Origin of the sequence: Adhaeretor mobilis (assembly GCF_007741515.1) — a bacterium.
GTDB classification, from domain to species: domain Bacteria; phylum Planctomycetota; class Planctomycetia; order Pirellulales; family Lacipirellulaceae; genus Adhaeretor; species Adhaeretor mobilis.
In genome coordinates this window covers 434,157-454,637 of sequence record NZ_CP036263.1, presented here as the reverse complement: position 1 = coordinate 454,637, position 20,481 = coordinate 434,157, and the positions used below count along the sequence as shown (strand labels likewise).

15 protein-coding genes are annotated in these 20,481 nt (G+C 56.7%); 11 read left to right on the top strand and 4 right to left on the bottom strand.

Annotated elements, in window-relative coordinates:
- The first annotated feature begins 336 nt into the window (after positions 1-336).
- Entirely contained in the window at positions 337-1,089 is a 753-nt protein-coding gene (gene allE, locus HG15A2_RS01750; protein ID WP_145057227.1) for a (S)-ureidoglycine aminohydrolase, read from the top strand.
- Positions 1,090-1,295: 206 nt separating this feature from the next.
- Entirely contained in the window at positions 1,296-2,543 is a 1,248-nt protein-coding gene (locus HG15A2_RS01745; RefSeq protein WP_145057225.1) for a M20 family metallo-hydrolase, read from the top strand.
- Between the two features lie 249 nt (positions 2,544-2,792).
- Here the strand turns inward: HG15A2_RS01745 and pucL are convergent, their stop codons facing one another.
- Positions 2,793-3,698 (bottom strand): factor-independent urate hydroxylase, encoded by a 906-nt coding sequence (pucL, locus tag HG15A2_RS01740; RefSeq protein ID WP_145057223.1) that lies wholly within the window; start codon positions 3,696-3,698, stop codon positions 2,793-2,795.
- 27 nt (positions 3,699-3,725) lie between these two features.
- Between pucL and allB the strand changes: the two genes are divergently transcribed.
- The 3 genes from allB to uraH all read left to right on the top strand — a co-directional run bounded on the left by allB (position 3,726) and on the right by uraH (position 6,064).
- Positions 3,726-5,078 carry an allantoinase AllB gene (allB, locus tag HG15A2_RS01735; RefSeq protein WP_218932263.1) on the top strand — a complete coding sequence of 451 codons (1,353 nt, stop codon included), beginning with the start codon at positions 3,726-3,728 and terminating at the stop codon, positions 5,076-5,078.
- A complete protein-coding gene (gene uraD, locus HG15A2_RS01730) occupies positions 5,075-5,593 on the top strand; it encodes a 2-oxo-4-hydroxy-4-carboxy-5-ureidoimidazoline decarboxylase (protein ID WP_218932262.1) in 519 nt (172 codons plus the stop codon). Before allB ends, uraD begins: the two co-directional genes overlap by 4 nt.
- A gap of 132 nt (positions 5,594-5,725) precedes the next feature.
- Complete coding sequence (gene uraH / locus HG15A2_RS01725; protein WP_145057221.1) at positions 5,726-6,064, top strand: hydroxyisourate hydrolase; 339 nt, start codon at positions 5,726-5,728, stop codon at positions 6,062-6,064.
- Here the strand turns inward: uraH and HG15A2_RS01720 are convergent.
- Positions 5,991-7,538, bottom strand: a complete 1,548-nt coding sequence (locus HG15A2_RS01720) for a YHYH protein (RefSeq protein WP_145057219.1) — start codon at positions 7,536-7,538, stop codon at positions 5,991-5,993. The two genes, uraH and HG15A2_RS01720, sit on opposite strands and share 74 nt — an antisense overlap.
- A gap of 208 nt (positions 7,539-7,746) precedes the next feature.
- On the opposite strand from HG15A2_RS01720, the gene HG15A2_RS01715 reads away from it, so the two are divergent.
- Positions 7,747-10,140, top strand: coding sequence for a sulfatase (locus HG15A2_RS01715; RefSeq protein WP_218932261.1), 2,394 nt, complete (start codon positions 7,747-7,749; stop codon positions 10,138-10,140).
- 41 nt (positions 10,141-10,181) lie between these two features.
- Here the strand turns inward: HG15A2_RS01715 and HG15A2_RS01710 are convergent, their stop codons facing one another.
- Both HG15A2_RS01710 and HG15A2_RS01705 read right to left on the bottom strand, forming a co-directional pair.
- Positions 10,182-10,757: a VOC family protein gene (locus HG15A2_RS01710; RefSeq protein ID WP_218932260.1), complete on the bottom strand. Its 576-nt coding sequence runs from the start codon at positions 10,755-10,757 to the stop codon at positions 10,182-10,184.
- Between the two features lie 442 nt (positions 10,758-11,199).
- Complete coding sequence (locus tag HG15A2_RS01705; RefSeq protein ID WP_246117854.1) at positions 11,200-12,036, bottom strand: 3-keto-disaccharide hydrolase; 837 nt, start codon at positions 12,034-12,036, stop codon at positions 11,200-11,202.
- 168 nt (positions 12,037-12,204) lie between these two features.
- Here HG15A2_RS01705 and HG15A2_RS01700 point away from each other — a divergent pair, with 168 nt between their 5' ends.
- The 5 genes from HG15A2_RS01700 (at position 12,205) to HG15A2_RS01680 (ending at position 20,481) form a co-directional block, all read left to right on the top strand.
- Complete coding sequence (locus HG15A2_RS01700) at positions 12,205-14,688, top strand: c-type cytochrome (protein ID WP_145057215.1); 2,484 nt, start codon at positions 12,205-12,207, stop codon at positions 14,686-14,688.
- Between the two features lie 233 nt (positions 14,689-14,921).
- Positions 14,922-16,517: a metallophosphoesterase family protein gene (locus HG15A2_RS01695; protein ID WP_145057213.1), complete on the top strand. Its 1,596-nt coding sequence runs from the start codon at positions 14,922-14,924 to the stop codon at positions 16,515-16,517.
- Positions 16,483-17,628, top strand: coding sequence for a hypothetical protein (locus tag HG15A2_RS01690; RefSeq protein WP_218932259.1), 1,146 nt, complete (start codon positions 16,483-16,485; stop codon positions 17,626-17,628). Before HG15A2_RS01695 ends, HG15A2_RS01690 begins: the two co-directional genes overlap by 35 nt.
- A gap of 284 nt (positions 17,629-17,912) precedes the next feature.
- Positions 17,913-18,965, top strand: a complete 1,053-nt coding sequence (locus HG15A2_RS01685; RefSeq protein ID WP_145057209.1) for a DUF4331 family protein — start codon at positions 17,913-17,915, stop codon at positions 18,963-18,965.
- Positions 18,966-19,377: 412 nt separating this feature from the next.
- Positions 19,378-20,481, top strand: a complete 1,104-nt coding sequence (locus tag HG15A2_RS01680; protein ID WP_145057207.1) for a tetratricopeptide repeat protein — start codon at positions 19,378-19,380, stop codon at positions 20,479-20,481.

The following is a 20,481-nucleotide window of genomic DNA, read 5'->3' as shown; positions in this document are numbered from 1 at the left end:
TCCCAAAGCGTATGGAGAGCTCACGGTTGTTCGCGCATCGGAAGGCTGGGCGTTTCCGCTTGGCACCGTTCCAACGCAAGCCGATCACGACCGATTGTCAAAGCGACTTCATGAAATGTTCGGAGACGAACTTACTGAACGTATGATGGCATCTGTTCATGTAGAATAAATGGCCCGCGGTCTGGCGAAATGACTGACAGACCGCAACTACTCGCAGTCACATCGGCCCACGCCCACCAACGTCAGCCAGCAAACCACGCCTAACGCGTATCATTACAGGAATTTGCTTGGTACTCTGTTGAGTGAGTAGATTACGAAATTAGCGAGCAACCAACAGTGAACAACATCTTCGGCGAAACCCGCACCCGCACGGCCAACAACCACGCGCTCATTGCGCCCGACGGGCATGTCATCTCGCCGCTGGTCGGTTGGGAAAACACCGAGGGCGTCGTGCTTATCAGCCCTGCCATGAATGGCGGCGGCCCGCGCTTCGTGCAGTACTTGGTCCACGGCACAGGAGAAGGCCACACTACCGGCGCGGCTCCTGGCGTGCAGCGCCTGGTGTACGTGCTTAGCGGTACGGCAACACTCGATGGAGAAACACTCGCCGCGGAGCAGTTCGCCTGGTTCCCACCCGGCGATGAGTACAAGCTAGTCGCTGACAAGGAAGCCAGCCTGCTTGTGTTCGAGAAGCGATATGAGCCGCTTCCCAAGTGCGACGTGCCCAATCGCATTGTTGGCTCCCACAAAGATGCGCCAGCCGAACCCTTCATGGGCGACCCAGACGCCATGCTCGCCACGCTCATGCCAATAGATCCCGCCTTCGACATGGCCGTCAACGTGTTCACCTACCAACCGGGCGCCGCGCTACCATTCGTCGAAACGCACATCATGGAACACGGCCTGTACATGAGCGCCGGCCAAGGCATCTATCGGTTGGACGACCAGTGGTACCCGGTCGCGCAGGGCGACAGCATCTGGATGGCGTCCTACTGCCCCCAATGGTTTGTCGCCATGGGCAAAGAACCGGCCCAATACATTTACTACAAAGACATCCACCGCGACCCGTTGCTGAGCAACAGCAAGTAGGGTGTCGTGAGCGACAGCGAAACGCACCTTCCACTATTGCTGAGGAAAATTACAAGCACGCAGCGCAAGCAAGTGGATCGTTAACCAACGTATTCACTCGCTTGCGCGTCGTGCTTGTATTTACACCAAGTTAGGTCACGAGCGGTATCGCTTTCCTGAGGTGCGTTTCGCTAAAGCTCACGCACCCTACATAGAGAATTGAATCGATGAATAAGCCACAACTCGACATCGACCAACTCATGAGCGAGCTCCACGAGCTGGCCGCAATTAGCGAATGCCCGGAGCCGCCGCCCACGGTGACGCGTGTGGTGTTCACAGAAACTGACCTGAAGGCGCGCAAGTATCTCAACTCGCTCTACGAAGCAGCCGGACTCTCGGTACGAGTCGATGCCATCGGCAACACGTTTGCCCGCTGGGAAGGCAGCGAGCGCGACGCTCCCGCCGTGGGCACCGGTTCCCATTGCGATGCGATTCCTCACGCCGGCATGTACGACGGCACGGTTGGCGTGCTCGGTGGGCTCGAAGCAATTCGCAGCTTGCAGCGCACCGGGTTCCAGCCGCGGCGATCTCTGGAAGTCGTCATGTTTACCTCCGAAGAGCCCACCCGCTTCGGTGTAGGTTGTTCAGGCAGTCGAACCATGAGCGGCGCCTACTCGCCAGACGATCTCTTGCAACTCACCGACGATTCAGGCGACAATTACGACAAGGTGCGCACCGCCGCCGGCTTCAAGGGCGATTTAAGCAGCGTTAAGTTGCCAGAGGACAATTACAGCGCTTTCGTTGAACTCCACATCGAGCAAGGCCCCGAGTTGGAAGCGAAGCAGCTCGACATCGGTGTCGTCACCGCCATCGCCGCACCCGCCACCGCAGAGTTCATCATCACTGGCGAAGGGGGCCACGCCGGTGGAGTGCTGATGCCTGTACGGCACGATGCTATGTGTGCCGCGGCAGAAATGATTCAAGCAATAGAATCGCTAGCCATCGAGAACAGCAGCCCGGACATCGTAGCAACCGTCGGCTGCGTAGACATTCACCCAGGTGCCATCAACTCGATCCCCAGCCGCGTCACCTTCACGCTCGACCTCCGCGACATCGACGGCCCCAATCGCGATGCTGTGCTCACTGCGATCGAAAGCCAAATCTCCAAGATCGCCCAACACCGCGGCGTCACCTTCAGCAGCCGCATCCTCAACGCCGACCCACCGGCGACATCCGACGAGCGCATCGTCGCCGCTGCCAGCAATGCCGTCAAGTCCCTGGGCCACAGTTCGCAGAAGATGATCAGCCGTGCGTACCACGATTCGCTCTTCATGGCGAGAATTGCCCCGATGGGCATGATCTTCATCCCCTGCCGAGGGGGCGTATCACACCGCGGCGACGAATTCAGCACCCCCGAACAAATCGCCGCCGGGGTAGAAACCTTGGCGCTCACCATGGCCGAGCTTGCTCAATGACTTGACCACTATGTTTTGAACCACAGAGAGCACGGAGGACACGGAGAAACTCACAGAGGGAATGTATTTTGGTGACGCGGAAGTGCGCTGGTCGGACGGATAAGCGCAGATGTTATTGAACGTAGGGTGCCGTGAGCGACAGCGAAACGCACCAATTTATTCATGGTGCGTTTCGCTAAAGCTTACGACACCCTACAAAAAATATTCTCTGTGAACCTCCGTGCTCTCTGTGGTTCACAAAAAGAAGTTCTATTCGCGCTCAATCGTCGCCTCGATATACCCAAACGGCTCGTCGGTCACGCAGAACACTTCGTTCTCGTTCTCCAAACCAAACGCCGATAAATCTGCCAGCAAGTGATGCTTGTTAGGCATCGAAAGCGTAATCGATTGCACATCCGCACAAGCATCCAACGCCGCCTGGGCCATCAGGTAGAGGGTCTCCTGCACGCTACGACTGAAGTGATCGGTAAACCGCGTCAACAAAGCGCTTACCACCGATTGCCGGTCCTTACTAAAGTCAGCTTTCGCGTTTGAGTAGACCCAGTCAGCAGAGACTTCACTCGCCAGAATGCGATCCTCGGTATCTGCGAGCGAGCGAAACTCACCCGACTGAAAATCAGAGAATCCGCTCTCCGTCGTCTTCGCGATCATCAACTGCTCGAACCCAGCCGTTACTTGCGGGGCGCTCCCCCGCTCGATGATCACTACGGCCGTGGGCTTGAGACTATCGAGAGCACTGAAGCAGTGCGGCGAATCGAGTAGCCGTTTCCACACTCGCTCACTCACCGCAATGCGGCAACGACTCACATGCGCGTAACTTTCCATGAAGTGCTGCGCCACGGCCAGCGCGAACGACTCGGGGCAATCTATCGAATGGTTCTTGGCTACGCCGTACACGGTATTCTTGCACGTGTCGGTCGCTACGATCGACCGATTATCACCGTCGGTATAGGCCGCGTCGAAGTCGCCTTCCAGCTCCACGTTCACTGACAACTCGACAAACTCGTGCTGCTCTTCCTTGGACGCCGCCTGCCGGGGCCGACGCACTTTGCTCACGCGCACATTGTGTTTACCGTAACATTGATGCTTCAAATAGCCGGCCATCGCCACCTCGGGAGTTTCGCTGAGTTTGTTTCGTGTTACGCTAGGATACAAGAAACCCCCTCTACTTGAAACACACCCGTGACAACCGATACCGTGTCATCCAATCCTACCAACAACCAACGAGACTTCTCCCTCCGCAGCCACCGGGTTGTGCTGCCCGAGGGCGAACGTCCCGCTTCGGTTACGGTTCGCGATGGCAAAATCGCCGACATCGGTGAGTACGAATCCCACCGGAGCGAAGACTTTGGCGGCGAAGATCTCGGCAACCTGACAATTCTCCCCGGGCTCATCGACCCCCATGTGCATCTCAACGAACCGGGACGTACCGAGTGGGAAGGATTCGCAACCGGCACCGCCGCTGCCGCCGCTGGTGGCGTCACGACGCTGGTGGACATGCCGCTCAACAGCACGCCGGTCACGACGACGGCCGAAGCTCTGCAAATCAAACGGGCCGTCGCGGAGGGAAAGCTGCACACCGATGTCGGCTTTCACGCCGGATTGGTGCCGGGCAACGAGTCTGAGATTGAAGTTCTGATCGATGCGGGCGTCCTGGGAGTAAAAGCCTTCCTCTGCCACAGCGGCATCGACGACTTCCCGGCAGCAACCGAGCGCGAACTGCGCGCCGTCATGCCATTACTGGCTGAGCGCAACGTGCCGCTGTTGGTTCACGCTGAACTTGTGAGTCCTACTCCCGCGATGGAAAACCCGCGTCGCTACACGGACTATCTAGCCACGCGACCACCGCAGTTCGAGCGCGAAGCCATCGCGATGATGATCAGCCTGTGCCGTGAAACCGGCTGCCGCACGCATATCGTTCACTTAGCTGACGCAGGTAGTGTGCCGATGTTGCGCGAAGCTCGTAGGGAAGGTTTGCCCCTCACCATAGAAACTTGCCCGCACTATCTGACATTTGCCGCGGAAGAGATTCCCGACGGCGCAACCCAATACAAGTGCGCTCCGCCGATCCGCGACGCTGCGAATCGTGAAGCCCTGTGGGAAGCGTTGGCTGAGGGAGTTATCGACTTCATCACAACCGACCACTCTCCCTGTGCGCCCGAAATGAAACATCAAGAAAGCGGGAGATTTGACCTCGCCTGGGGCGGCATCAGCTCCTTGCAACTCACCTTGCCGATCATTTGGACCGAAGCCTCGAAGCGCGGACACACCCTCGCTGAAGTGGTCAACTGGTTATGCCACAAGCCGGCAGAGCTGGTGGGCTTAGAGTCTGGAATCCAAGTCGCTGCGGCTGCCAACCTCGTCGTGTTCGACCTCGCAGCAGAGTTCATCGTCCACGGCGAGCAACTCCATCACCGCCACCCGCTCACACCCTACGAAGGTCGAACCTTACAAGGCGTCCTGCAGCGGACTTACCTGCGCGGTGAGTTGACCGGCCCCAATATATCCAGCCCGGGGAAAGGACGCGCATTGTGAATCCGGTCGTCATCACGCACCTGAACGAAATCTCCGATGAAGCCGCCCGCGACACGCTACGCCAATGCTGCGGCTCCCGTTGGTGGTGCAAACTGGTCGCCGCCGAGCGCCCCTTCGCTTCAAAACAGGAACTGCTTGCCGCTGCCGATCACGTGTTCGACAACATGCCGCGCGAAGCCTGGCTGGAAGCGTTCGCGTGCCACCCGAAGATCGGCGACATGGAATCGCTAAAAATGAAATTCGCCGGCAACCGCCAATGGTCCTCCGGCGAACAGTCCGGCATGGCCGCGGCAGAGGAGGCGACCATCGCTCGCTTCGCCCAAGCGAACGAAGAATACGAACAGCGTTTTGGCTACATCTTCATCGTCTGCGCCACCGGCAAAACCGCCGCCGAGATGCTCGCCCTCCTCGAAGCGCGGCTTAACAACGACAGTGAAAAAGAACTCAAAATCGCCGCTAACGAGCAACGCAAGATTACCCACCTGCGACTAGAGAAGCTAACCCTCCCCTCGTAAAACAATTCAACTTTTTCACCACAAAGAACACAAAGAGCACGAAGGATTGAACTGCTATCTTGTTCGCCAGCACAAGCTTCTTAGTGTTCTTTGTGCCCTTCGTGGTTCAAGTTTTGATTTCCCGGAGAACCCATGAGCCCCATCACCACGCACGTCTTAGACATTTCACTCGGCAAACCGGCCGCCGGCATTGTCGCTATCCTTTTGCAAGATGATAAAGGCCACGAAACCGAACTGGCCCGCGGCACCACCAACGCCGACGGGCGCATTGCTGATCTTCTGCCCGAAGGCGAAGCCGCCGCGGGTGTTTATCGTCTACGCTTCGAAGTGGCCGACTACTTCAAGCAGCAAGACACGCCGAGCTTCTATCCGCATGTTGATATCGCCTTTGAGGTCACTAATGGCGGCGGACACTACCACGTGCCGTTGTTGCTCTCGCCGTTTGGGTATTCAACGTATCGGGGGAGTTGAGAGAAGTGACGAGCCAGAGACGACGATCGATGAGAAACAGCCCCACCAAACCAAGCAACAAGATCGACGCCGGCTCCGGCACCAGTGCGGCGATCAGCGCCGCGGACGAGCTTACCCCGTATTGGTTCTGCCAGTTCAGAAGATCGGAAGAGTCCAGCGCGTCGGGCGATTCGCCACGCTGCCAGGCGAGAAAATCGCCGCCATCGATGTTCGTGTCCGCATTGAAATCTGCGTCGGTGTACTCAAAGTAGTAGGTCACATTTCCCGGCACGTTGATACTTCCAGCGTTTTGATCGACCACGCCATAATATTCCGGTCCAATGATGTAGGGGTAAGCAACGCTACCGTCGCGAGTGATGTCGTTGGAGTGCGATGCGTCCAGCGCATCAATCGTGGCGAAGTAGGCCCAATCGCCTTCGGAATCGGACTCGTCGGTAAGAATGGCTCGGCCGTCGGCGCTAAACTTCACGAATGCCATGTTGTATTCGTTGAGATTTCCTGAGCCGTCGTTGTAGACGAAGTCTTCTAGAAACGAACCCATGGCATAGTCTTCGACCGTTGGCTTAGGGTCGGGAAACGCCAAGCGGTCGTCATGCACGCCGTAGCTGGACTGCATTTGAACGACGGAGGTCATCGTATCGTCGACGTAGGCGAACGGCCCGACAACGGGATAACCGTCGAACGCGAAGCCAACGATGGGCGATCCCATATTGCCGTAGTTGCCTGGGTCGATTTGATCGAGCAGTCCAAACGGCGCTTGGTGGTAGTGGTAGAAGCCAAGCCCGCTGCCGTTAGGATTGGTTTGCCCATTAACTGGCGAGGGATGCCCGCCGCCGTCGTCGATGCCGCCCAGTTCGACCGCGCGATACCATAGCGCGTTCGTCGACCAATTGCTATTGGGCGGTTGTTGCCCGCCAGGGTTGGTAATCCCATTGTTGTTAGGTCGCCAGTAGGTGCCGTCCGACGCATTGAAAAAGCCGGCACCGTTGACCATCACCCCGATCGAGCCGAGCCCCGTGGAGGTTTTCGCGCCCGTTTGCTCCATCGGATTGCAACTGATGCGGTACGTGGCATCGACGTCGCCAGGGACGTTGGGGTTGCTGAACGGCCCCAGCGAATGCGAGGGGACCCCCGTGGTGCGAATGAATACGTAATTACTGTTGAAGGCAACGGTATTCACATCGGCCAAAACGTTACTGACAACGTTGTTGATCGCGCTATCCGGGCTTGTGCCAGTCGAACCGTCGGCCAGCTTCCAGGCGCTAACTCTAGGGTCGCTTCCAGGCGATGCAGAGTCAATAACAGCAGCCACCAGCGTGCTTCCAGTTCCTGCCGTTTCGTCATGGTCGTCATGCTCAGGCCAAACGCCCGTCGGAACGGAGTGATCGTGCCCCGAGTGGGCCCAGCTCGAATTTGCCGTGTGAATCAGAGAAACAGCAAACAGCAGGATGGGAAGGAGAGAAGAAAGCCGCATAGTTGCCCCGAAAGGTGTCAATCACTGAGAAGTCTACGATAGTCATGGAACAACCAACTCGGCAAGAAGTTTCGCAGGAATAGTAGCGGCAGCCGAGTAGTCACCCGTTTCACAAAGCCGCGGCGGCAAACCCTTTCCGCGAAACCTTACCCGCTGAGCGGTGTATAATGACTGGTTCTTATCGAATATCCACACTAGGACTAGCACCTTGAAACAAGCAGGATTACATTTCCCCTGCTCCCTGCTGCTCATTGCTTGGGCCTGCTCATGGGGCAAGCCAGCCAGTGCTCAGCCGAATATTATCCACATCGTGGCAGACGATCTTGGTTGGACCGACCTGGGTACAGGCGCAACAAACTTCGATAACGGCTCTGCGTTCTACCAAACGCCCAACATTGATGCACTCGCTAGCGGCGGCATGAGCTTCACCAGTGCGTATGCGGTTCAAACTTGCGTACCCACGCGCGTTGCCATGTTGACTGGACAGTACGCAACGCGCACCGGCGTGTACAACGTGGAGGGAATTGAAGGCGACGCGAACGACTTACTCATCGGAGCCGCCAACAATCGGCGCATCGACACAGCTGCCACGACCGTCGGCGAAACATTGCAAGCCACCGGCTACACAACGGCTCACTTTGGGAAGTTTCATACCACACAAAACGCTGGACAGATCACGACAGAACACGGTTACGATTTCGACTACGGCGGCGGCACCTCAGGTGGGCCGGGCAGTTACTTTGCCTCGGGCGGCCAATTCGGTAATTCTATCGGCCCGGGGCTAGATCCCTATGCCGCGCAGTACACGCAAGCCTATGTCGATGCGAATCTCAAGCCGTATGCCAACGGGGCCGATGTCGATTCCTTGGTTGGCACAGACAAACATCTCACCGATGCGATGGCGGACGCGGCGATAGATTTCATGCAGGGGCAGCTGGCTAATTCTGGCGATCCGTTCTACATGAACGTGGCATTCAACGCCGTGCATACCCCCATCGAGCCGCGCCCCGATCTCCAGACGAAGTACAACGACGTCATCGCTGCCAACGGTGGCACGTCGCCCGACCCACGCCATGACAATGCCGCCTACGCCGGTTTGCTGGAAGGCATGGACCAAGCGATTGGCCGACTAATCGACTTCCTCGAAGACCCCAACGGAGATGGGAACTCGACAGACAGCATTGCCGAAGACACCGTCGTCTTCTTTTACGGCGACAATGGTGGATCGTTGCAAGCGACAGACAACACGCCACTTCGCGGCGGCAAGGGGTCGCAGTTCGAAGGAGGCCTGCGTGTGCCGCTTATCGCCTGGGCACCGGGTCGCGTGGCTCCCGGAAGCGCAACTGACGAGCCAGTCCACGCCGTGGACTTCTATCCCACGTTTGCTGAGCTCGCAAGTGCCACTTCACCTAGCCCCGCGTCACACGCGCTAGATGGTGAGTCGCTCGTCGATTTAGTGACGGGGCAACAAACGGCACTGAACCGCGACTCTGTATTTTTTCATTTTCCAGGCTATCAAGGGCAGGATGATCCCGTCTCGACAGTCGTACTCGATGCCGGCGGCAATCGCTACAAGTTGATGTACCTCTATGAGAAGCGCGAGTACGAACTCTACGATCTCAATAACGACATCGGCGAGGTGAACGACTTGGCCGACGGCGACATGACCGCGCTAGAGTACAAGCTGGCTGCGCGTGCGGCTGGCGACTTGCGTGATTGGCTTGACAACACGGGGGCGCTCTATCCAGCCGTGCGAGCCGACGGCAGCCCGGTTCCTGCGCCACAGCACTTACCTGCAATCACTTATGATATCGGCTCGAGTGTTGATGGGCTCGCTTCCGTGCAGCTAGACAAATTGGCCGTAACGCTCACCCTGGGCGCAGTCGGCAGTGGGGCCACGTTCGACGCCGATGCAACCGGCACTGGAGTTGCTTCGAATCTCGACACGGGCGGTGCCAACCAGCAGCGCAGAGTGAACGGAACCTACGCCACGCCGGAAGCCATAGAGTTCACGTTCGACGAGGACGTCATGCTCAAGTCGCTACTGCTCGGCGCGCTCAACACGGGCGGCAGCGAAACCGTAGTGCTAGAATTCGTGTCCGGCGACAATCCATTCACAGCTCTCACTGGCTACGACGACAACGGGTTTACGCTCGCTGCCGATTCGCTTTCGTTTGCCCCCAGCAGCGCCAGTGGCACAGAACACTCCCTAGAGTTCGGCATCCTTGGGCAAGATGAGCTGTTCCTAACCGCCGGAACCATTCTGTCTCTGACGTCCGACCCTGCCACCGGCGGTGGCCTGTTGCTCAATGCAATTTCGATTGCCCAACCGCTTACTGCAGTCGATCTAATTCTTCACGACTACGATCTCGATGGCGTAGTGAGCGCAGCAGATCTCACGCTCTGGCAAACGACCTACGGCTCAACCGACGACCTACGTGCCGACGGCAACGCGGACAACCAGGTCTCAGGAGACGACTTTCTGCTGTGGCAGCGCAATAGCGCGAACACGATCGCAACAGTCGGCCAAGTGCCAGAGCCAGCCACTCTTCTCATGTCGCTCATCGCGACATTTTCTATCGTGTTCCGCACGCGTCGCTAATTCACTTGCTGAGAACGTACTGCAGTCTTCCACGTAGGCTTCTATTGCTCGCTTGTTTCAGATGTTTCTTCGCCCTGCAGCATGATCAGATTCCCAAACGTGTCCTCAAACAGGTTCTCCAGCCCCCATTCGGGCTTGGCCAAGTCGTCCCGGAACTTCACGCCGCGCGATTCCAGCTCCTTCCTTGTCTTTTCTAAATCCGCAGCGCTGAACACAATGATCGGCAGCCCGGCACCGTAGACCTTTTCCTGGTAGGTCTTGGCAAACGAGTCGCCCCGCGGCTCCAACAGCAACGTCGTGCCTTTGGGATCTTCCGCTGAGACCACGACGGCTAGCTGCGCGTCCGGCTGAAAATCGACACTGCGGAATCCCAAAGTCTTCGTATAGAACTCGTGAGCTTCTACGGGATCGTCAACAAAGACACTCGTCATGGCAATCTTCATTTGTTTCTCCGTGTGGGCAGTTCGCTTGAATGTACCGCTATTGAGTTTGCTGTAGCGTTGCTTTAGTTCTTCTAGCCGGCGAGCTACGCCTCGCCCGGTTTCCTGGACTGCCACAGCGACTTGAAATCTGCTCCAGATGCCATCAAGCAAAAACCCCAATCGAGAAGTGGCCAAAAACATTTGCGGACACACCGCACAAAATCTCTACAATGGCACTCGTTCGACGGCGGCTTCTAAGGCGACAGCGGCGGACTGCGAAAGGGTGACTGAAGGCGTTTGAACAGCTTGCCACGTACATGTGCAAAGCAACTCCCGGGAACGTCGTCGGAGGCCCAACTAGCGGTGCTCGCGAACGCGGCCAACCGAAGCCGACGACGGAGGCGGACCGAAGGATCGCCCGCCTCCCCTCGAATGATGGACGTCCATCCTTGTTCTTGAAGTTTCAACAGCCGTAGGGTATTGCCGAGTGGAGCGAGGCATACCTTCCAGAGAATGACCAAATTCGAATGACCAATAACCAATCGCAAGTGACTGGCGAACGTGCATTGGTCATTGGTCATTACCTACACCCGGTACGCCTCGCTCCACTCGGCAGACCCTAAACACTGCCACATGCCTACTTCCCACTGCCCACTTTCTTCAACTCCAACAACTCAATTTTCCGAAACTCCGTCGGATGCGTCTCGGCTTGGATGCTGATCGTACCGCCGCTGAGCATGGTACCGTCGTCGAGTTGAGGCTTCGTGTATTCTGCGACGAGTACTTTTCCCCCATCTACGTAGGCAAAGTGCTTGAGCAAATCGTTACCGTGAACTTCCACCTCGACCGTCACCCATTGATCCCCATGAAAGGTGGGTCCGTGGCGCTCGATCACGTGCGTCTTGTTCAGCTTGCCGTCGATCACCACGTGCGTTTGGGGAGTCACTACATTTAAGGTACCCCGCTCCCCCTCGCCCGTACCGCCGAGGAGTTGGACTTCGATACAATCAGGAAACTTTTGGTCGAGCTTCATGCTCTTAGCCGTTTGGCCGTGAATCATGAGCCCGTTATTGCGTATTGCCCAGCCCGGTGCGTTTTCCACTTGATCGCCCACAAAGCGGTACTCTGCCCGCAACCGGTAGTGCGAGAACGGTTTCTCGTAAAACAAATGGCCGAATTGTTCGTTGTCGAAGGTCTCCCAGTTGTCGAACTTCGCTTTGAGCACGCCATCTTCCACGCGAAACGTATTGCGAAAATTTTCGCCTAGCTCATGTCCTTTAAACTTAGGAGTCCAACCATCGAGATTCTTACCGTTGAACAGCTGGATCCATTTTCCTCCCTGGGGTGTCGCCCCATCTGGCTCGATGATATCCGCCTTGGCGGCCTCATTCGCTTCATTGGCGAGGCAAGGTTGCTCTAGAACGCAACCTAGGGCGAAGGTTGAGAGCAGGAAGCAATATCGAAGAGCATTCACGGGGAAACCTCGAAGAAGTTAATGAAGAAATTTGGCCAGGCTCTAAGTCAATAATGCTTGAGACGTATGCCAAAGACTAACTATAACATACAGTAGGCCCTGATTGCGACCACGCTGCAGGTTGCCGAACCAGGGCCACCTAGTATACCACCAAGACTGAAAGCACTGATGCCTAACGACCGAAATCTCCTAGCGCTTCGATGTGCACTTGTTCTTCTGCTATGGAGCCAACTACTCCGTCCTGCGCTGGCAGAAGCTACTCCCACGGATAAACTGCAAGTGCTGCCCGGTTTCAGTGCGGAGCTACTCTACAGCGTTCCCAATGAGCAAGGTTCCTGGGTATCGATCACCAGCGATCCTCAAGGACGATTGATTGTGTCGGATCAAGGCGGCAAGCTCTATCGCGTCACGCCGCCTCCAGGAGGGGATGCTACAGACGAAACCAAAGTGGAACCGATCGATCTCAACATCGGTGCCGCCCAAGGTTTGCTGTGCGCATTCGATAGCCTTTATGTCGTTTCGTACGGCATCAAGTCAGACGACCTTGCCACCGGCTTTTATCGCGTTCGCGACACCAACGGCGACGACCAATACGATGAAGTGAAACTGCTGCGTGAGTTTGAAGGTGGCGGAGAACACGGACCGCACGCCGTCATTCTCAGCCCTGACGGACAGTCGCTTTATCTTTGCGCAGGCAACCACACGACGCTGCCAGAGTTGGCCGCTTCGCGTCTCCCGCAGCACTGGCAGGAAGATCAAGTGCTTCCACGTCTCCCTGATCCTGCCGGCCACGCCAACGGGCGCATGGCACCGGGCGGTTGGATCTGTAAGGTCGACCCGGAAGGCAAATCGTTCGAACTCCTCTCGGCCGGCTATCGTAATGAGTACGACATCGCGTTGGATCCTAACGGCGAGCTATTCACCTACGATGCCGACATGGAGTGGGACATCGGTCTTCCCTGGTACCGCCCCACGCGTATTTGTCACGCAGTTAGTGGCAGCGAATTTGGTTGGCGATACGGCTCTGGCAAGTGGCCTGAGTACTACCCCGATAGCGTGCCACCGGTCGAGAACATCGGCCCCGGTAGCCCCACGGGCGTAACCTTTGGCACCGGTGCCGCCTTTCCGGCAAAGTATCAACACGCGCTGTTCGTTGCCGACTGGAGCTACGGCATGATCTACGCAGTTCATCTCAAGCCGGACGGCGCAAGCTTTGAAGCCACCAAGGAAAAGTTCTGCTCGGCAGCGGCTCTGCCTGTGACCGACATGGTGATCAATCCGATTGATGGGGCGATGTACTTTCTGATCGGTGGTCGGGGTGCCCAGTCGGGACTCTATCGCATTAGCTACGTCGGCGGAGAATCAACCGCCCCGGGCGACTACCCGCCGCCAGAACCGGTTGCCGAGTTACGCCGCGAGCTGGAAGCATTTCATAGGCCCGGCGCATCCCCCGATTTGGACGATCTGTGGGAATACCTTTCACACGATGATCTCTTCGTGCGTTACGCAGCGCGCATTGCCTTGGAGCACCAGTCCGTAGACATCTGGGCCAGCCGAGCTACCGACGAGACCGATCCGCAGCGAACTTTAGAATCAATCACCGCACTCGCTCACAGCGGCAAGGAGAACCACCAAGCCGGTGCCGTCGCGGCGCTCGCACGACTCGATTGGAAAAAGCTCACCACGCAGCAACGTATTCACCTGCTGAGAAACTACGGCCTGGTACTCTGCCGTCTCGGAAGAACGACGGAGGAGACCAAGGGAAGGATTCGCCAGTTAGAAGCGTATTTTCCCACGGACAATCAAGCGATTGATCGCGAACTCGCCACACTACTCGTCGCGGCGGAGTCACCTGCCGCCACTGAGAAAACAGTCGAGTTACTTCTAAACCCGAGTGCTGCGGAGCGGCAAATTGCTTACGCAAAGATACTTAGCGACGCGAGTGTAGGTTGGACGCAGTCTTTGCGAGAGCGGTACTTTCAATGGTTTCTGGAGATGGGTGGCTCGCGTGGTGGTCACACATTTAGTGACTATCTCCTGAGTATTCGCAATCATGCCGTTGAAAGGCTCAATCCGGAGGATAGGAAGTCGCTCACAGAGATTCTCAACAAGAAGGTAGAGCAAACCGATCCCTACGCTCAATTGAAAGCTCGACCCTTTGTGAACAAGTGGAAGCTCGCAGATCTCGTGCCCGAGGACGACGTGGTTTTCGAAAACCGTGACCTAGCCAACGGCAAGAAGATGTTTGCTACGGCAGCGTGCTTCAAATGCCACCGCATCCAGGGCGAGGGCGGATCCGTGGGGCCTGACCTTACTCCTGCCGGACATCGCTTCAACACGCACGACTTGCTTGATTCAATCCTCAACCCTAGCAAAGTGATTTCCGACCAGTACGCCGCTAGCATCTTCTACATGGACGACGGCCGCACGGTAGTTGGTCGCGTTGCGAATTTGAGCGGCCATGACCGCATGATTCAAAGCGACATGACCGACCCGGGCAACTTTACTACGATCAACATCAACCAAGTCGAAGCGACTCAACCCTCGGACGTTTCCATGATGCCCGAGGGCTTGCTGGATAATCTCACGCAAGAAGAGATTCTCGACTTGGTGGCGTACTTGAAGAGCACCTACCGGGAGAAGGACCAGTAGCGCGTGCTTGCACTACGTAGGGCCAAGAAGGGTGTGAGCAAGAAGGCAGCTAGCACTGGGGATTCGAATCCCCAGCTTGCGCTGGGTGCTAAGGAGTGCTCGAGTACGTCGGTATCTAACCAACTGCTATCACATTACACGAACCCGCAACAATCCTCACGGACTACCTTGCTGTTTGCCGATGAAAGGAGAAGCGTCTCTTCTACTCTCGCAGGCAAGTTCGTGGTGTTCTCATGCTGGTCATTATCAGCGATCTTCATCTGACCGACGGCACAAGTGGCCAAACCATTTCGCCCGGTGCGTTCGAACTTCTGGGCGAACGGTTGGCCGATCTCGCAGCCGCGGCTTCATTCCGACGTGATGGTCGCTACGAGCCGATCGAGCAGATCGATCTCGTCCTGTTGGGCGATGTACTTGACGTGATACGCTCGAATCGTTGGCTGAAGACGACGGCCCGGCCTTGGGGCGATCCGACCGACGAAGGATTCTTCAGCACAGTCGCAGAGATCACTGCGGAAACACTTCGGCAGAACGATCGCTCATTTAGTCAGTTTCGCCGTCTCGCACGCGATGGAGTTACCATTCCCTGTGCCACGCGCGATGGACGCCCTGTCACAGAGCTAACGATCCCGGTCCCCGTGCGCACGCACTATATGGTGGGCAATCATGATTGGTTTTTCCATCTGCCCGGTGAGAAATATAATCGCCTGCGTAGTCAAGTCGCGACACACATGGGATTGGCAACCTACCCTGATGCGCCATTCCCACACGAGCCGTGGGAAAGCAACGAGCTGCTGCAAAGTATGCGACGTCACAAAGTGTTCGCACGCCACGGCGACGTGTTCGACCCGTTTAACTTCGAGGGAGATCGCAACAGCAGCAGCCTCGGCGACGTGATTGTCATCGAGTTGCTCAATCGCTTCGGCCTGCAAGTCGAACGCGAATTGGGCGACGACTTGCCGCTAAGCGCACTGGCTGGTCTACGCGAAATCGACAACATCCGCCCGTTGTTGTTAGTGCCCGTGTGGATCGATGGACTCCTCGAGCGCGCCTGCCCACAGCCTGCGGTGCGCAAGCAAGTGAAGAAGATTTGGGACGAACTAGCTGATGAATTCCTGGAGCAACCATTCGTACGCGAACGTGACACTTGGTGCCCCGTGGATATTGTGGACGGTTTGCAGAAGGCGTTGAAATTCAGCCGTCGTCTCTCCGTCGGATGGGCTAGTTGGGTGGCAGAATGGATCTGTGAACTTCGCGGTGCAAGCAGTAGTTCCTACTACATGCACGCGCTGGCGGAGCAAGATTTTCGCAATCGTCGGGCGAAGCACATCGTCTACGGGCACACCCACCACTCGGAGATGGTGCCGCTGGATGCCAGCTATGCAGAAGGTTTTGTGCTGCACCAGACGTACTTTAACTCTGGCACGTGGCGACGGGTTCACGAGCAAACACGATTTTCGTCGAGGGAGCATGAATTTATTGCCGCCGATACGCTAAGCTATCTAGCGTTCTTCAAAGACGATGAACGTCGCGGCAAACCGTTTGAAACATGGACCGGCACCCTTGGCATTGCCACGTTGGGCGGAGTGACACATCGCGTGGATCGTCCTGTCGAGCAAACGCCGTCGCCCATCATTCAGCCAGTCGCTACGCAACCAGCGGTAGTTCAGCCCGCCCCAATCGCCGCATTGCAACCCACCACCTCACAGCCTGCGACCAGTAGAAGCTATGCCGTCGACCAACCCATTTCGACACCTAGCGTACCACTCGCAGCGCCCCACTTCGCCGTACCATTTGCTCCCTCGCCCCGAGCCAGCGAGCCCAGATAGCGAGCAATTCGCTGCGCGCATCGCAGCCGCTGGAGAAATTTACAACGATGCCAACGTAGCGGCCATCTACTGCGTGCATGGCACCTTCGCCGGCACGGATACTTTCGGCATGTTGACCGAACTTGCCCGCTACGCGCCGGCTCTTGGCGAAGGCTTACAGCACGCGCGCAAACGCGTGTTCGATTTCTTTGCTCGTGAAACGGGTAACTACACGCCGAGATTTGCGAAGGATTTTGAAACAGCGCTCTCGGGACGTCTAAGCCGCAAGTGGCCGATTCCTGTTCACCTCTTCAATTGGTCAGGACTCAACAACCATATCGGCCGCGCGGACGGAGCCATTCGCCTGCTGATTCAACTAGCGGACCACGCGACCAACACGCCAGAGGCACTCGATCATCCGTTGCGCCCACGCTTCCAGTTGTGGGGACATAGCCACGGCGGCAATGTGTTGGCACTGCTGGCCAATTTGCTGGCGGCAGGAGAAAAAGCCCGAGGTCACTTCTTCACGCACTCCCAGCGCTACTACAAGAGCTGGAATTCCAAGGACGTCAGCCTACCCGCTTGGGAACAGGCCCGAGCAATCTTGGCGGATGGCGCCCATCCACTACGAAGCTGGAAGGTTGACTACGTGACGTTCGGCACGCCGCTGCGTTACGCCTGGCCCGAATCAACGGACAAGCTCCTGAGCTTCGTGAATCATCGGCCCGAAGCAACACCATTGCGCGCAACATCTTCTTCTGAAAAGGGAGATGCAAATTACCTCGGCCCGCAACAATTTCACCCATTGCAGCTCGCCTGTGCAACGGCCGGTGACTACGTACATCAAGTAGGCATTGCCGGTACGAACTTCCCGCCGGTGCCATTCGCGCTAAGAATGTTGCTGGCCGACTTATCTCTGGCGAAACTATTAGAAGCAGACTTGGAGAGCGAATGGCTGCTCTCACGCATCCACCACGGCCGTCGTGTCGCTGGCTCGGGCACTACGCTGCTGGTCGATTACCACGACCAGGGCTTGCGCCCCTGGCATCACATTCTGGGGCATGCCGTCTATACGCGGCGTCAGTGGCTGGCGCTGCATTGCGAAGAGGTTGCGCGCGTTTTTTACGCGTAGCTTCGCCTACAATTGCTTTTTTGGCGATTCTCAAGAAAAGCAAATCCACTACAGGCCTGTGACCGTACTATTCTTTTGTCCGTGTGCGAAGTTTCTACTCTCGGCAACTCAAGAGTTATGTTTCGACCCGCTCTAGGCGTGTTTTGCTTGAGTTTTCTTGGAGTTTCGATCGATTGTTCTGTTTGCTTTGCTGGAATTGAGCATCCAAGCCGTCGGTCGATGCGTATCGTTTACATGCGAGGGGTATTTTGCCTCTCGTAAGTAATCCGTTTTAGGGAGGTACCATGTCCAAAATTTATTATTTACCGACGCTCCTCGCAGCGTTTCTCCTTACCTTTGCTGCAGATACTCGCGCGGCCGATCACCTGGATGCGCCCAACGTGATGGCCGACGGCTCGACTGACATCAACGACCTCTATGCCTATCAATCGCCGGCCAACCCCAACAACACCGTATTGATCATGACGGTCAACCCTGGAGCGGGTGCCATCAGTGGGCAATTCTTCAATACCGGTGCAAATTATACCTTTAACATCGACAACGACGGCGACGCTGTAGCAGATGTCACCTACAACGCGACCTTTGGCCCCATAGCGTCTTTGGCTCAGGCCTACACGATCACTCGAAATGGTGCCGCCTACACGGCCGGCGTTTTGGGCACCACGACGACAGGCGCGGGTAATACCTCGACCGCAGGTATCTTCGAAGATCCCTTCTTCTTCGACCTCAACGGTTTCAACGACGGCCTGAACTTCACCGGCGACGACTTTTTCGCTGGTTTGGATGTCTCAGCCATTGTGCTGGAAGTCCCTAGCTCGGAACTCAACGGTGCCGATTCCAATATCGGCATCTGGGCCACTACCTCCGATAGCGGTGGACAAATCGATCGCATCGGTCGCCCTGCGATCAATACCGTTCTGATCCCTTCAGCGCGGAAGGACGAGTTCAATGAAGCTGCCCCTGCTGGTGATTTCGGGACATTCGGTGCCGATGTCCAAGCGACGATCGAAGCGCTCAATGGTGGCGACTCGACCCATGCCTCTACGGTTACGAGCATTCTCCTGCCAGATGTACTTACTTTTGACACTTCCAATGCCGGTGGCTTCCTCAACGGTCGCCAGCTCGCTGACGATGTGATCGACGCAGAGCTCACGCTGCTTACCAATAGCAGCACGCCGATCGGCGACGGAGTGGACACCAACGATGTCGCCTTCCCGGGGGCATTTCCCTACCTTGCAGCCGCCAACAATGCGTTGGTTCCTGAACCAACGAGCGTTGCTCTTCTGGGGCTTGGCATTACTGCACTCGGTTTGGGGCGTCGACGCAAGTCTGCGTAGTAAGATTATCTACTGAAACTGGCTTAGCAACTTTGATCTAACAACACTGACTGGTCGAATCCCACAGCGCCTTCCAAAGTGGACCGGCGCTGTGGGATTTTTCTCGCTTCGAAGCGTTTCGGCCTCCACTTACCATTGGGGAAATGTGGAGTACACGAAAAGGCCGGGCTGTCTCGTTGACCAGTTCTCTGTGAACCTCCGTGTCCACTGTGGTTCTAACAATGACCCGCCATTAGAGATAGCCAGCCACTGCGACTGCTTTGCCTACCTATTGAAGTTCTGTACAACTAGTGTCATGAATCCAACTGCTCGCATCCCATCGAGAACAAGAACTCTGCCGTCTCTGAGTCTCTGCGCGAGTCTTCTACTATTGCTTGCACTAGCTAGGTGCGCCTCGGCGGCAGAACCCTACTTGCCGTCAGACGACAACGAAGTGCTGGAAACCTTGCCCCGCTCGTTGCTCTCAGGTGGGGACGAGCTCACTTCCATGCGGCAGCAACTGGCCGATGATCCCAAGAATCTGGATCTCGCCCGCACGGTTGCCTCACGCTACTTGCAAATGGGCAAGCAGGATGGCGACCCGCGCTTCTATGGCTATGCCCGTGCGGCGCTCGGGCCTTGGTGGGATGCTGCCGACGCACCGGCAGATATTCTCAAGCTGCGTGCGAAGCTCAAAGAAACCGACCACGACTACGACGAAGCGCTTGCCGATTTGTGGCAATTCGTAAAACAAGAACCGCGTGACGCGCAAGCGTGGATCGAGATTTCTAACATCCTCCGCGTGCAAGGCAAGTACGACGAGGCGTTGGAAGCCCGCAACAAACTGAGCGAATTCGCCAGATCCGTCGAGATTATGTACAGCAATGTTCCTCTCTTGGCCGTCACCGGGAATGCGGAGGCCGCTTTGGATTTGATTCAACAAAAACTTCCCGAAGCTAGGCAGCGCTACCCAGGCACTGTGCCTTGGATGCTCACCATGCGGGCGGAAATCTCGCGTGCCTTAGGTCGTGACGAGCAAGCAGAGGAGAGCTATCTGGAAGGCCTCGGCGACGACCCGGGGCCCAGCTATCTCATGCGTGCCTATACAGATTTCTTGCTCGATCGAGATCGAGCGAACGAAGCACTGGAGCTAGTGCGTGACCACACAGCCGACACAGGTAGCCTACTGCGTGCCGCTATCGCCGCGAAACAAGTGGGCGACGAGAAGCTAGCCGATGAGTACCAGTCGCAACTAGAGAATCGCTTCCAAGAAATTCGTCTGCGCGGCAGCGAACCGCATGGACGGTTCGAGTCTCGCTATGCTCTAGAGTTGGAGAACGTTCCGCTGCTGGCACTGGAGCTCGCACAAAAGAATTGGCAAAAGCAGAAAGAAGCTCGTGACACGCGCAACTTGCTGGAAGCAGCCATCGCCGCCAAACGCCCAGATGCAGCGAAGCCTGTCATTGAATTCCTCGAAAAATATGGCACGCAGGACGTGCAATTCGACAAATTGCTTAATCAGATAGAAGGCAAGTAG

Excerpts from the sequence above, each read along its gene's own strand:
- uraH (WP_145057221.1), top strand. The coding sequence starts at position 5,726 with ATGAGCCCCATCACCACGCACGTCTTAGACATTTCACTCGGCAAACCG.
- HG15A2_RS01695 (WP_145057213.1), top strand. The coding sequence starts at position 14,922 with ATGCTGGTCATTATCAGCGATCTTCATCTGACCGACGGCACAAGTGGC.
- HG15A2_RS01685 (WP_145057209.1), top strand. The coding sequence starts at position 17,913 with ATGTCCAAAATTTATTATTTACCGACGCTCCTCGCAGCGTTTCTCCTT.
- HG15A2_RS01700 (WP_145057215.1), top strand. The coding sequence starts at position 12,205 with ATGCCTAACGACCGAAATCTCCTAGCGCTTCGATGTGCACTTGTTCTT.
- HG15A2_RS01745 (WP_145057225.1), top strand. The coding sequence starts at position 1,296 with ATGAATAAGCCACAACTCGACATCGACCAACTCATGAGCGAGCTCCAC.
- HG15A2_RS01720 (WP_145057219.1), bottom strand. The coding sequence starts at position 7,538 with ATGCGGCTTTCTTCTCTCCTTCCCATCCTGCTGTTTGCTGTTTCTCTG.